Origin of the sequence: Gordonia pseudamarae (assembly GCF_025273675.1) — a bacterium.
In the GTDB taxonomy this organism is placed as follows: Bacteria; Actinomycetota; Actinomycetes; order Mycobacteriales; family Mycobacteriaceae; genus Gordonia; species Gordonia pseudamarae.
This window is the reverse complement of the sequence record NZ_CP045809.1, coordinates 4,607,535-4,620,765: the sequence shown is the minus strand read 5'-3', so window position 1 is coordinate 4,620,765 and position 13,231 is coordinate 4,607,535. Positions and strand designations below refer to the sequence as shown.

At 66.9% G+C, this 13,231-nt stretch carries 13 protein-coding genes; 11 read left to right on the top strand and 2 right to left on the bottom strand.

Features of this window, described 5'->3' with window-relative positions; genetic code table 11:
• The first annotated feature begins 451 nt into the window (after positions 1-451).
• Positions 452-2,077 (top strand): chaperonin GroEL, encoded by a 1,626-nt coding sequence (gene groL / locus GII31_RS20165; RefSeq protein ID WP_213245120.1) that lies wholly within the window; start codon positions 452-454, stop codon positions 2,075-2,077.
• A gap of 93 nt (positions 2,078-2,170) precedes the next feature.
• On the opposite strand, the gene GII31_RS20160 is transcribed toward groL, so the two are convergent.
• Entirely contained in the window at positions 2,171-2,536 is a 366-nt protein-coding gene (locus tag GII31_RS20160; protein ID WP_213245119.1) for a PLD nuclease N-terminal domain-containing protein, read from the bottom strand.
• Positions 2,537-2,672: 136 nt separating this feature from the next.
• On the opposite strand from GII31_RS20160, the gene GII31_RS20155 reads away from it, so the two are divergent.
• The 6 genes from GII31_RS20155 (at position 2,673) to GII31_RS20130 (ending at position 7,364) form a co-directional block, all read left to right on the top strand.
• The gene (locus GII31_RS20155; RefSeq protein ID WP_213245118.1) at positions 2,673-3,503 is read left to right on the top strand and encodes a tyrosine-protein phosphatase; all 831 of its coding nucleotides are present in this window, start codon (positions 2,673-2,675) and stop codon (positions 3,501-3,503) included.
• Positions 3,504-3,565: 62 nt separating this feature from the next.
• On the top strand, positions 3,566-4,006 hold the full coding sequence (locus GII31_RS20150) for a nuclear transport factor 2 family protein (RefSeq protein ID WP_213245117.1): 441 nt from the start codon (positions 3,566-3,568) through the stop codon (positions 4,004-4,006).
• Between the two features lie 141 nt (positions 4,007-4,147).
• On the top strand, positions 4,148-4,804 hold the full coding sequence (locus GII31_RS20145; RefSeq protein WP_407649998.1) for a DUF4166 domain-containing protein: 657 nt from the start codon (positions 4,148-4,150) through the stop codon (positions 4,802-4,804).
• Positions 4,805-4,859: 55 nt separating this feature from the next.
• On the top strand, positions 4,860-5,699 hold the full coding sequence (locus tag GII31_RS20140) for a hypothetical protein (RefSeq protein WP_213245115.1): 840 nt from the start codon (positions 4,860-4,862) through the stop codon (positions 5,697-5,699).
• Positions 5,700-5,859: 160 nt separating this feature from the next.
• A complete protein-coding gene (locus GII31_RS20135) occupies positions 5,860-6,579 on the top strand; it encodes an Eco57I restriction-modification methylase domain-containing protein (protein ID WP_213245114.1) in 720 nt (239 codons plus the stop codon).
• On the top strand, positions 6,576-7,364 hold the full coding sequence (locus GII31_RS20130; RefSeq protein ID WP_213245113.1) for a hypothetical protein: 789 nt from the start codon (positions 6,576-6,578) through the stop codon (positions 7,362-7,364). The genes GII31_RS20135 and GII31_RS20130 overlap by 4 nt, the downstream gene beginning before the upstream one ends.
• 6 nt (positions 7,365-7,370) lie before the next feature.
• On the opposite strand, the gene GII31_RS20125 is transcribed toward GII31_RS20130, so the two are convergent.
• On the bottom strand, positions 7,371-8,126 hold the full coding sequence (locus GII31_RS20125; RefSeq protein ID WP_213245112.1) for a class I SAM-dependent methyltransferase: 756 nt from the start codon (positions 8,124-8,126) through the stop codon (positions 7,371-7,373).
• A gap of 160 nt (positions 8,127-8,286) precedes the next feature.
• On the opposite strand from GII31_RS20125, the gene sfnG reads away from it, so the two are divergent.
• The 4 genes from sfnG (at position 8,287) to GII31_RS20105 (ending at position 13,202) form a co-directional block, all read left to right on the top strand.
• Complete coding sequence (gene sfnG / locus GII31_RS20120) at positions 8,287-9,474, top strand: dimethylsulfone monooxygenase SfnG (protein ID WP_246221975.1); 1,188 nt, start codon at positions 8,287-8,289, stop codon at positions 9,472-9,474.
• Positions 9,475-9,584: 110 nt separating this feature from the next.
• Complete coding sequence (locus GII31_RS20115; RefSeq protein ID WP_213245111.1) at positions 9,585-10,787, top strand: acyl-CoA dehydrogenase family protein; 1,203 nt, start codon at positions 9,585-9,587, stop codon at positions 10,785-10,787.
• 10 nt (positions 10,788-10,797) lie between these two features.
• Positions 10,798-12,024, top strand: a complete 1,227-nt coding sequence (locus GII31_RS20110) for an SfnB family sulfur acquisition oxidoreductase (RefSeq protein ID WP_213245110.1) — start codon at positions 10,798-10,800, stop codon at positions 12,022-12,024.
• A gap of 32 nt (positions 12,025-12,056) precedes the next feature.
• Positions 12,057-13,202, top strand: a complete 1,146-nt coding sequence (locus tag GII31_RS20105; RefSeq protein ID WP_213245109.1) for a glycosyltransferase family 4 protein — start codon at positions 12,057-12,059, stop codon at positions 13,200-13,202.
• Positions 13,203-13,231 lie beyond the last annotated feature (29 nt).

The following is a 13,231-nucleotide window of genomic DNA, read 5'->3' as shown; positions in this document are numbered from 1 at the left end:
TCGGGTGTGCGCGGGTGGTGTTCAACGACGCGTTGCGCGCAGGCAGGCCGCCCACGAGGCCGGGCTGAGACTGTCCGATACCGAGGTGCAGAAGTTGGTGGTCGCCGAGGCGAAGAAAACCACGGAACGTACGGTACTTCGCGCGCACGGGGATCGACGTGTTCAGTCCCTGGGAAGAGTGATCCGGTAGCCAGGTGGAAGATTCGTGCACGTATAGCCCGCAGATCTTCCACCTTGATCGCGGATGCGTCCGGCGCCGCGTTCAGCTGTCGGCGGATATCTTGCACTCTCCGGGGTCGAGTGCTAAAACGGTGGTTGGCACTCGCGGACTGTGAGTGCCAGGTCGGGACGGTGAGGCCGGTCCTTTTTGACACGCCGGTCGTCCGTCGCGGGCACCGATGTTCCGGCCATAGATACCTGGTGTCACCCCCTACCGGAGGATCACTTACCCATGGCCAAGCAAATCGCGTTCGACGAAGAGGCCCGGCGCGGTCTCGAGCGTGGGCTCAACAGCCTCGCCGACGCAGTCAAGGTCACGTTGGGACCCAAGGGCCGCAACGTTGTCCTGGAGAAGAAGTGGGGCGCCCCCACCATCACCAACGACGGTGTGTCCATCGCCAAGGAGATCGAGCTCGAGGATCCCTACGAGAAGATCGGCGCCGAGCTCGTCAAAGAGGTCGCCAAGAAGACCGACGACGTCGCGGGCGACGGCACCACCACCGCCACCGTTCTGGCTCAGGCACTCGTCCGTGAGGGCCTGCGCAACGTCGCTGCCGGCGCCAACCCGCTGGGTCTGAAGCGCGGCATCGAGAAGGCCGTCGAGGCTGTCACCGAAGCCCTCCTCAAGAGCGCCAAGGAGGTCGAGACCAAGGAGCAGATCGCTGCCACCGCGGGCATCTCGGCCGGCGACCCGTCCATCGGCGAGCTGATCGCCGAGGCCATGGACAAGGTCGGCAAAGAGGGCGTCATCACCGTCGAGGAGTCCAACACCTTCGGCCTGCAGCTCGAACTCACCGAGGGCATGCGTTTCGACAAGGGCTACATCTCGGGCTACTTCGTCACCGACGCCGATCGTCAGGAAGCGGTTCTCGACGACCCGTACATCCTGCTGGTCTCGGGCAAGGTCTCGACCATCAAGGACCTGCTGCCGCTGCTGGAGAAGGTCATCCAGGCCGGCAAGCCGCTGCTGATCATCGCCGAGGACGTCGAGGGCGAAGCCCTCTCGACCCTGGTCGTCAACAAGCTCAAGGGCACCTTCAAGTCCGTTGCCGTCAAGGCCCCGGGCTTCGGTGACCGCCGCAAGGCCATGCTGGCCGATATCGCCATCCTCACCGGTGGCGAGGTCATCAGCGAAGAGGTCGGCCTGTCGCTGGAGAGCGCCGGCGTCGAGCTGCTGGGCACCGCCCGCAAGATCGTCGTCTCCAAGGACGAGACCACCATCGTCGAGGGCGCGGGCGATCCCGATGCCATCGCCGGCCGTGTGGCCCAGATCCGTGGCGAGATCGAGAACAGCGACTCCGACTACGACCGTGAGAAGCTGCAGGAACGTCTGGCCAAGCTGGCCGGTGGCGTTGCCGTCATCAAGGCCGGTGCTGCCACTGAGGTCGAGCTCAAGGAACGCAAGCACCGCATCGAGGATGCCGTGCGCAACGCCAAGGCCGCCGTCGAAGAGGGCATCGTCGCCGGTGGTGGCGTGGCCCTGCTGCAGTCCGAGCCTGCCATCGATGCACTCTCGCTCGAGGGCGACGAGGCCACCGGCGCCAACATCGTCAAGGTTGCGCTGTCGGCTCCGGCCAAGCAGATCGCCGTCAACGCGGGCCTTGAGCCCGGCGTCGTCGCCGACAAGGTCCTGCACTCGCCGCTGGGCACCGGCCTCAACGCCGCCACCGGCGTGTACGAGGACCTGCTGGCCGCCGGCATCAACGACCCGGTGAAGGTCACCCGCTCGGCGCTGCAGAACGCGGCCTCGATCGCGGCTCTGTTCCTCACCACCGAGGCCGTTGTCGCCGACAAGCCGGAGAAGAACCCGGCCCCGGCTATGCCGGGTGGCGACGAGATGGGCGGCATGGGCTTCTGACAGCCCCCGCTGCCACGGTCTCGCGACCGATCGCGAACACGGAAGGCCGGTCACCCGAGAGGGTGGCCGGCCTTCCGGCCGTTCGCGCCACAATCAGTTCGTCGGGTCCGGATTCTCGTCCACGCGCCGCTGCTGCTCGCGGGCCTTGCGACGCTGCTCCTCCGCCCGGGCCCGTACCTGACGCAGAAACTCGCGGTCGGCCTCGGGGTCGGCGGCCCGGGCCCGGTGCGGATGGTCGTATTCGGCGAATTCACCGCGTGGCCGTTCTGCGGGTTCGGCATCGTCGGCCGTGGGCCGGCCGAACCCGATCCACAGCAGCGCGCCGATGATCGGGACGATGATTACCAGCGTGATCCAGGCAAGCTTTGGTATCCCGTGCACGGCCCGTTCGTCGGCGCGGATGATGTCGATCAGTGCCAGGATCAGCACGGCCAGGGTGATCAGACCCAGGTACGGCATTTGTTCCTCCCCTGAGATCGTCCGGTTCCGGACATCGTGGACTGTCCTCGAGGGTATCGGCACCGTTCCCGCCGGTATCGCCCGCCGGTCCGGGAACGTTCGCGGGCCGTCCATCGGTGCATGACATGATGGGCCCATGGCGAGCGAGCAGCTGACAGAAGCGCAGGCGCAACCGGGACAACTCATCGAGCTGGCCTCGCTGCCCAACCTGCGTGACGTCGGCGGCTGGCCGACGGTCGACGGCCGGGTGGTGCGCCGCGGCATGGTGTTCCGCTCCACCGCGCTGCACTCGCTCAGCGACGACGACACCGCACGACTGCGAGCGCTGCGCATCACCACCATCTACGACCTGCGGACCGCCAGGGAACGGCTGGAGGCACCCGACGCCGCGATCGGGGAGCAGGCCAACCTCTCGCTCGACGTGCTCGCCGACACGTCCATGGCGATCCCGGCCAAGTTGCACGAGGTGCTGGTCGATCCGGCGGTCGTCGCCCGGGTGAGCACCGAACTCACCGGCGGCAAGGGCGTCGAGCACATGAGCGAGTCGTATCGGCACTATGTGACGCTGCCGAGCGCGATCGCGTCCTATCGCCGCATGGTGGCCGGGTTGCTCGGTGAGGATCCGGCGGCACTGCTCATCCACTGCACCACCGGCAAGGACCGCACCGGTTGGGGTACGGCGGTGCTGCTCAGCGCGCTCGGTGTGGCCCGCGAGGACATCTACCGCGAGTATCTGCTCACCAACGAACATCTGCTGCCGACGTTCACGGGCGTGTTCGCGAAGTTCGCGGAGGCCGGCGGCGACCCGGAGCTGCTGCGTCCGTTGCTCGGTGTCGATGCGGCGTATCTGGATCAGTCCTTCGCGGAGGCCGATCGGGTGTGGGGCGGGATGGACGAGTACCTCAGCGGCTGTCTGGGCCTTGACGATCGCGCCCGCGAAAGATTGCGCAACCGTCTTCTGGTTTAGCCGCCGCGGCTCCTGGTAGCTGTTACTGTAACGATTACCGTAACAGCTGCCAGGAGGTTGAAGTGCAGACCGAGATCGAGGCCATCAGGAGTCTGAAGGCACAGTACTGCCGATTTCTCGACACCCGCGACGGCGACGCCTGGCGGGCTCTGTTCGCCGACGACGTGGTGGTCCGAGTCGACATGGCGCCCGGCACGAACGGCGCCGACCCGCAGACCGCGCCGCCGGTGGAAGGTGCCGACGTCTTCGTCTCGTTCACACTCAGCGCGCTCAACGATGTCGCCACCGTGCATCACGTGCACACCCCGGAGATCGCACTGACCGCAGACGACACGGCCACCGGCATCTGGGCGATGGAGGACTGGCTGGTGTACCCCGACGGTGGCGAACTGCGCGGCGCCGGACATTACCACGAAACGTACCGGAAGAGCGATGGTCGCTGGCAGATCACTTCATTGCACCTAACCCGCACTGTTGTTCAGGTGAGCAGGCCGACATCCTGACCGGGGCATGACGACAATCCCCGTTTCCGGGACCAAAATTGGTCGCCGTGTCGGAGTGTCGTAGTAGATTCGTTACCAATCCTGGGGAAGACGACACGCTGGGGCACGAAGGGGGTGGCGGTGGCGCCCGTCTATCAAGACATGCTGGGATCGGACTTCAACCGTTTACACCCCAACGTCGCGTGGCGGTACAGCGTGGATTCGACGTCAGGGGTGGCGCAGATCGCCTCGGGCATCTACGAGTCCGTGTACACCAACACCGCGATGTCGTCGTTGTTCTTCAAGCACTACTCCAACCGGCACGCGATGCCGGCCAAGTCCAGCCGAATGGTGCCGTTCGAGCAGAGCCAGTACTGCTATGTCGACGAACTCGGCCGCGAATGTCTGGCGGTGCTGCGCGAGTTTCAGTACACCACCGGGTCGCGCAACGTGAACTCGCTGCTCGTCTCGGGACGCGAGGGTCTTGTCGACTACTTCGGCGACGGTCCCGAACTGCTCTACCCGATCGAACCATCCGTCACCAAGGCCGGTGAACTGCTGCTGGAGAGCGGCCCGCTGCGCTGGCTCGGCCGCGGCCCCAAGATCGGCATGCGCGGCCCGTTCTCCACTCAGATGAAGTACATCGAGGGCTGGGACGAACGGCATCAGCGGTTCCGGTGCGATGCCACCGTGCACAACCCGCTCATCGGTGAGATCCTCCACTTCCGGGGTTGGTTCACCGCTGTCGATCAGGCGTGCACACTGCAGCAGATCCCGGATGAGGCGTGGCCGGTGAACCTGATCGAGCGGGAGCGCTGATGCCCGGGTCATTCGACCGTCGGCTATGCCAGAGGCGATTTGCCACAATCAGATCATGACGCGACCACCCGACGATCCACGCCGCTACGGCGATCCCGGCAGCAGTGGCCATGACCCGCACTGGGCGAGCGGAGCGACAGGGGAAGTCGGCGCCGAGAACGGCGGATCGTCGACGCGCAGGTTCGATGAACCGCCGGCCACGTCGGCCTACGGCGATCCCGGCTACCAGGAGCCGTATATCGATCCGCGCCACCGCCGGACAGCGCACGCCGACGACGGGTACGCGCCCGGCGGTGACGCCGGGCAGTACGGCCGCACCGAGTACGACCCCGGGCCGCATGAGCAGCCACCGTACGGCGCTGCGGGTGAGCAGCCGCGGGGAGGTGGTTCCCGTGGGCGCACCATCGTGCTCGCCGCGCTGATCGCGGTGGCCCTCGTGGTGATCGGCGTGGTGGCGACCCTGATGCTCACGGGCGGCTCCGACGACGACGATGACGGCACCACCCCGGCGGCGTCATCGACGACCTCGGCGCGCACTTCTGTGAGCCGCGCACCGGACGACACCGAGACCACCACCAGCACGACGACGTCGGAGGCGCCGGAGAGCACGGCGACCTCCCGGACCGCGCCGTCGGGTGTGGTCTACCAGATCACCGGACGCGGCGACGTCGTCGGTCTGAACTATCTGGTCAACGGCAAGGTCGCCATCGTCGCCGCCACCAGTGCTCCGTGGTCGCAGCGGGTGGAGTTGACCAACGGTCGGGCGCGGCTGACCGCGGTGGTGATCCGTGGCCCGCTGACCTGCACGATCATGTACAACGGCGAAACCCTGGCCACCCAGACCAGCAACGGCGGACTGCTGACCTGCGCGGCGTCATTGCCGTCGGGGGCGTAGTTCATGGGAAGCCGGTGCCACCCCGCCCGGGCGCTGGGTGATGGGTATGGAAGTCTCCACTCTGTTCAGGGGATTACCGAGCAAGCTCCTTCGCCGGCTCATCGAGGAGCCCGATTGGCCGCGCACGGCCACCGTCACAGGTGAGGGCTATCGTGATCCCGTGAGCGAATCCCCGGCACTTCTCGACCGTGTGGACGCCAGGCGACGTGAGGTGCAGTCTGGCCTGGACCCTGCGACCCAGGCCCAGCTCGGCCAGCACCTCACCAACGCGCCGACCGCAGCGTTCATGGCCGGCCTCTTCCGGCTCTCATCGTCCGGCACTTTCCGGCTCCTCGATCCTGGTGCGGGGTCAGGTGCGTTGACCGCCGCAGTGGTGGCGCGTGTCCTTGATGAAGCTCCCGGCGTGACCGTGGACGTGACCGTGGTGGAGGCGGACCCTGCGATGGTCCCCGCGCTTCGCGAGACCCTCGCCGAGTGCGAGCGCGCTGCTGCCGACGCCGGAGTCGACTTTACCGCTACCGTCGTTGAGGGCAGCTTCATCGACACCGCTGCGGACCTCGGCACCTTCGACGCTGTGATCCAGAATCCGCCATACGGGAAGCTCGCGGCGCGCTCTGCCGATCGGCTCGCCGCCGCCCGACAGACGGTGGACTGTCCTAACGTGTACGCCGCGTTCGTGGCTCTCTCGGTTGCCTCGCTGCGCCCCGGTGGACAACTCGTTGCGATCACCCCGAGGTCGTTCACCACGGAACCTACTTCGCCAAGTTCCGTCAGTGGCTTCTACCGCAGGCCGCGTTCGACGCCATCCATATCTTCGACGCTCGCAACTCGGTGTTCGCGGACTCCGGCGTACTGCAAGAAACCATCATCTACTCGATGACACGTACCGACGAAACTCCGGTGACCGCGATCCTTTCGATCTCGCGTGACCACCGCGATGAGGTCACCCGACGCGAGGTCGACTACACCGAGATCATCCACCCCGGCGACAAACAGCTCTACGTCCACATCCCGTCCAGTCCGGAGGACGCCGATCTCGTCGCACAGATGTCAGCGCTCCCATGCTCGCTCGCGGACCTCGGGATCAAGGTCAGCACGGGCCGTGTGGTCGATTTCCGCAGCCGAGACCAACTGCTCACCGAGCCTTATGAAGAGAACTACCCGATGGTCTATCCCGCCAACATCTCCCACGGCGTTCTGACTCATCCGAAGGAGACCGGTAAACCGCAGTGGTTCTCGATCACCTGTGCCGAGGATCGACGGTGGCTGGTGCCCGGCGGAATCTACACCCTGGTTAAGCGGTTCTCGGCAAAGGAAGAGACGCGTCGCCTGGTCGCGAGCGTGTGGGACTCCGCTGACCATGATGGTGAAGGGCCGGTAGCTTTCGACAACAAGCTCAACTACTTCCACGATGCGGGCAAGGGTCTTGACGCGGAGCTGGCGATGGGGCTGTCGATCTGGCTCAACTCCGATGCCGTTGACAGGTACTTCCGTACCTTCTCCGGTCACACCCAAGTGAATGCCACTGATCTCCGAGGTATGCGGTGGCCGACGGCAGCCACGCTGCGTGGTCTCGGCGCGGGCCACACCGATCTTCCCGACACCGACACCATCGACCGAATCGTCAATACCGTGATCGTCGGTGAACAGGAGACCGCCGCGTGAGTGGTATCAGCGCTTGCGCAGAACGAGCACCAGATTGGTGCCGAGCACCTCGCGGAGCCCCGGTACCCGCATCACCGGCCACAGCCACGACGGAAGGTACCGGGGGAAGGCGAGTTCGGTGTCGGCGGTGGGGGCCACCGACCGCGCCCAGGCCAGCCCTTCGGCGGCGGTGACCTTGAACAGTGAGGTGCCGTACAGGTTCTTGGGCGGATGCCCGTGCCGGCGGGTGTACCAGCGCGCGGCCCGATGCCCGCCCGCGTAGTGGGTCAGCCCCATCTCGTGCCCTCCGAACGGCCCGTACCAGAGCGTGTAGCTGACGATCGCGGTGCCGCCGGGCCGGGTGACCCGCAGCATCTCCGCGCACATCTCCCACGGTGCCGACGTGTGCTCGACGACATTCGAGGAGAAGCAGATGTCGAAACTGTCGTCGGCGAAGGGCAGCTGCTGACCGGATGCCCGCACGCTCGCCCGCTGGTCGAGCCCGCCCGCGTGCATCTCCGAGGGGTCCGGTTCGGCCGACAGATAGGTGGACCCGCGTTCGGCGAAGGCGTCGGCGAAGTAGCCGGGACCGCCGCCCACGTCGAGCACGGTGGTGCCCGACAGCCCTCCCGGGTGCAGAGAGCCGGCCATCACCGCGGTGTCGGTCGCGATCGCGCCGTAGAACCGGGCCGGGTCGCTCTGCTCGAAGCGGAAGTCGTTGAGCAGGCGTGCGGCGCGGCGCAGCGTCGCATAGCGGGCGAACGTCGTAGATCGGGAACTCACCGCACCATCTTGGCTGGCGGGACTCGCCGGGTGACACAGCGGGTGGGGGTGCGGCGACGAGAATGGGTCAGAATACCTACACAAAATGGGCCGCTCGGGCTTTGCGGTCGGTCTGATTCCAATCGTTGGCGCCGATCGTGGTTGTTTGCACACTTGATTCATGTCCTCAAACTCAACGGAGAATCGTGCTGCCGAGCGCGCTCTCGAAGTGGCACACCGTCCACTGCAATTCGCCTACTGGGTTCCCAATGTCAGTGGCGGACTGGTGGTTTCCACGATTGAACAGCGCACCGACTGGAGCTACGACTACAACAAGAAGCTCGCCGTCCTCGCCGAGAACAACGGCTTCGACTACGCGCTCTCGCAAGTCCGCTACATCGCCTCCTACGGCGCGGCATACCAGCACGAGTCCACCAGTTTTTCCCTCGCACTGCTGCTGGCCACCGAGCGCCTCAAGGTGATCGCGGCCGTCCACCCCGGTCTGTGGCAGCCGGGTGTGCTCGCCAAGCTCATCGCCACCGCCGACCAGTTGTCCGGCGGCCGCGCCGCCGTCAACGTGGTCAGCGGCTGGTTCAAGGACGAGTTCACCAAGCTCGGTGAACCGTGGCTTGAGCACGACGAACGGTACCGCCGCTCGGAGGAGTTCATCACCTACCTGCGCGAGATCTGGACCAGCGAGCACGCCGAGTTCTCCGGCGACTTCTACCGGCTGCACGATTTCGACCTCAAACCCAAACCCACCGAGGTCGCCGGCCGGGCGCACCCGGAGATCTTCCAGGGCGGCAACTCGACGGCCGCCCGCGCCATGGCCGGCCGCGTGTCGGACTGGTACTTCAGCAACGGCAAGGACTTCGACGGCATCACCGAACAGGTGATCGACGTCAAAACCGAAGCGGCCCTGCACAACCGGACCGTCCGGTTCGGGCTCAACGGCTTCCTCATCGGCCGTGACAGCGAGGCCGAGGCCCGCGATGTGCTGCGCGAGATCGTCGACAAAGCCGACCGTGAGGCCGTCGAGGGATTCGGTTCGGCGGTCAAACAGGCCGGCCAATCCACCGGCAACGGCACAGGCATGTGGCAGGATTCGGAGTTCACCGACCTGGTGCAGTACAACGACGGCTTCCGTACCGGCCTCATCGGCACCCCCGAGCAGATCGCCGAACGGATCGTCGGCTACAAGACGCGCGGGGTCAACCTGCTGCTGCTCGGCTTCCTGCACTACCTCGAAGACGTCGAATACTTCGGCGCCAAAATCCTGCCGCTGGTCCGCGAACTCGAGGCCGACCTGGCCACCAGCGGCAAACTCGAATCCGAACTCGCCCGCAACGGCCTCCTCGTCAACTCCTGACAACCGCCGCTCTCCCCTCCGGTTGAGGTGCGAGGGGCGCTGACGACAAGCCTGGAAACCCCGTGAGATGACAATGTCGTCTTATCCCCACACAGAAAGTCCCACAACACATGACCGCAACGATCACCGCTGATCTGCAGACCCGGTTCGACGACGCGCTACGCCGCGCCGACCTGGTTGCCGCCGAACTGCGCGCCACCGCAGCCGAACGCGACCGCGCGGGTGCCGATCCCGTCGCCGAGATCGAACTGCTGCGCGACGCCGACCTGCTGCAGGTAGGCGAGCCCGTCGAATTCGGCGGCTCGGGACTGAATTACGCCCAGTCGCAGGAAATCACCCGCCGCATCGCACGTGGCGACACCTCCATCGCCCACCTGCTCGGCTATCACTATGCCCAGCAACGGATCCCGCACCTGTTCGGTACCCCCGAGCAGGCTGGGGAACTGTCCCGGCAGAACGCGGCGGAGAAGTCGTTCTGGGGCGGCGTGCAGAACCCGCGCGGATCGGCGGGTCTGGAACTGACCCGCGACGGAGACGGCTACCGCCTCAACGGCCGCCGCACCTTCGCCTCCGGCGCGAGTGTCGCCGACCGGTTGTCGGTGACGGCGATCTTCGAGGGCGATCTGGTGTTCCTGGCCATTCCCCGCGACAAGGAAGGCTTCACCCCGCTCGGGGACTGGGACAACATCGGCCAGCGCCTCACCGACTCGGGCGGTGTCGAATTCGTCAACACCCCCATCGCGCGCGACGAGATCCTCGGTGACGACCCGCTCACCGGCAAGACGTTCTCCGCCTACCAGACGCTGGTCACCCCGCACTGGCAGCTGGCCTTCGTCAACTTCTACATCGGCACCGCAGAGGGCGCGCTCGAGGAGGCCCTCGACTGGACCCGGCTCAATGCCAGCGCGTGGGAGACCTCCGGTGTCGACGCCGCCACCGACGATCCGTACATCCTCGAGCTGATCGGTGAGCTGAAGGCAAAGGTCACCGCCGCGTCGTTGCTGGCGGACCGGGCCGGCCAGGCGTTGCAGTGGGCGCTGGACTTCGGTCCCGAACTGAGCCCCGAGCAGCGTGCCGACACGGCGGTCACGATCGCCGAGGCCAAGTTCCTCACCACCAAGGTCTCACTCGAGGTGGCCTCCCGGCTGTTCGAGATCCAGGGTGCCCGCGCCACCACCAGCGCATACGGTTTCGACCGGCACTGGCGCAACCTGCGCACCCACACGGTGCACGATCCGGTGGCGTACAAGGCCCGCGAGATCGGTGACTGGCTACTCAACGAACGCGCCCCCCAGTTCACCCTGTACAGCTAGGCTGCCATCCATGATCTTGCGAGCGGGCACCACCGGCACGCGATCGGCGAACCCGCCGGCGGGCGCCGTCATCACCGATCATGATTCGGCAGTGAACGCCGCCATCGCACTCGCGTCCGCCTTCGCGGCGGGCGCGAGTGCGCGTGACGCCGGCCGGGTGTTGCCGGTCGACGAGATCGAGCGGTTGTCGGCGTCGGGGCTGCTGGCGATCACGGTGCCGCGAGAGTTCGGCGGCCCCGGTCTGGGGCCGGTCACGCTGTCCCGGGTCATCGCCATCCTCGCCGCCGCCGACCCGAGCATCGCGCAGATCCCGCAAAGTCACTTCACCTTCCTGGAGGCTTTGCGCCGCAACGGGTCCACGCAATTGCAGGAGTGGGTGTTCGGGCGTGTGCTGGCCGGTGGGCGGCTGGCCAACGCGCAGAACGAACGTACCGGCAAGACGGTCACCGACGACTCGACCACCGTGTCCGACACGCCGGACGGGCTGCGGCTCAACGGAATCAAGTACTACTGCACGGGCGCCTACTTCGCGCACATCCTGGCCGTGCGGGCGGTCGTCGCCGACGGCACCGGACCGCAGCGAAAGGTCCTGGTGTACCTGCCTGCCGACACCCCCGGTGTCGAGATAGCCGACGACTGGGACGGTTTCGGGCAACGCACCACCAGCAGTGGCACGGTCACGTTCACCGATGTCGCGGTCGAGGAGGCCGCGCTGCTGGACTTCTCGGGTCTGCTCAGCGAACCGTCGACGTACGGTGCGCGGGCGCAGCTGGTGCATGCCGCCATCGACGTCGGTATCGCGCGCGGTGCGCTGGGAGCGGCCGCCGAGGTGGTGGCGGTCGCCCGGCCCTGGTTCGAGTCGGGTCTGGACAGGGCTGTCGACGACCCGTACCTGATCGCGCAGGCGGGGGAGCTGGAACTGACGGTGCGGGCCGCCGAGTCGTTGCTGGAGACGGCGGCATACCGGATATCCGAAGCCGCCGATCCGGCGGGGATCGCGGAGGCATCGCTGGCGACCGCGGCGGCGAAGGTGGCCGCGGGCCGGGCCGCACGGGACGCGGCGGCCGACCTGTTCGACTTCGGCGGCACCCGCTCGGCGGCGGGCAAGGCCAACTGGTCCCGGTTCTGGCGTGATGCCCGCACCCACACCCTGCACGACCCCGAACGCTGGAAGGTGCATCACCTGGGCCGATGGGCGCTGGGCGGGCAGCCGCCACCGTCTCACACCTCGCTATAAGCGCTCGGCGCGGGGCGTTAGACTTGTCCGCGATGAACACCCCGTCCAAGGTCTTGCTGCTGTGCTGGCGCGACACCGGCCACCCGCAGGGCGGCGGCAGCGAACGCTACCTCGAACGAGTCGGTACCGAACTCGCCTCCCGCGGGGTGCAGGTCACGCTGCTGACCGCCCGCTATCGCGGCTCGGCGCGGGAGGAGCGCCGCGACGGGCTACGCATCATCCGCGCCGGTGGCAGGCTCGGCGTGTATCCGTCGGCGCTCGCGCTCATCGCCGCCGGGCGTCTGGGCGCGGGCCCGCTGGCAGGTCTGGATCCCGATCTGGTCGTCGACACCCAGAACGGCGTTCCGTTCTTCGCGACGACGGTCAGCGGCGCGCCCACCGTCGTGCTGGTCCATCACTGCCACCGCGAACAGTGGCCCGTCGCCGGACGCCTTCTCGGCCACGTCGGCTGGTTCATCGAGTCGCGGATGTCGCCCTGGGTGCACCGGCGCAATCGGTACGTGACGGTGTCGCGGCCGTCGGCGCGGGAGCTCGCCGAACTCGGCGTGGATCCCGAACGCATCACCGTCATCCACAACGGCATCGACCCGGTGCCCGCCGACCTGCTCGTACCGGTGGATTCGCCGTCCACCGCGCGGCTGTGCGTGCTGTCTCGGCTCGTCCCGCACAAGCAGGTCGAACACGCCCTCGAGGTGGTCGATGACCTGCGGCACACCCGGCCCGATGTGCATCTGGATGTGATCGGCGGCGGCTGGTGGGACGAGAAGCTGCGCGCCCGCGTCACCGAGCTCGGCATCGACGACTACGTCACCTTTCACGGACATGTCGATGAGCGTCGCAAACACGAACTCCTCGCCCGCGCAGACGTGCACCTGATGCCCTCCCGCAAGGAAGGGTGGGGGCTGGCCGTCATCGAGGCGGCCCAGCATGGTGTGCCCACCGTCGGTTACCGCTCGTCGGTGGGTCTGGCCGAGTCCATCACCCATGGCGAGACGGGTCTGCTCGTCGACAGTCCCGTCGAACTCATCAGTGCCACAAGGAAACTTGTCGACGACCCGGCCGCGGCCCGGCGACTCGGCGACAATGCCCGCCGCAAGGCGGCAGGCTACTCCTGGTCGTCCACGGCCGACGGTTTCGCCGCCCTCTCGATGATTGAGGTACCAGGAGCCTCCCGGTGATGAGCCCGAAAATCCGGTGCGACAACAGT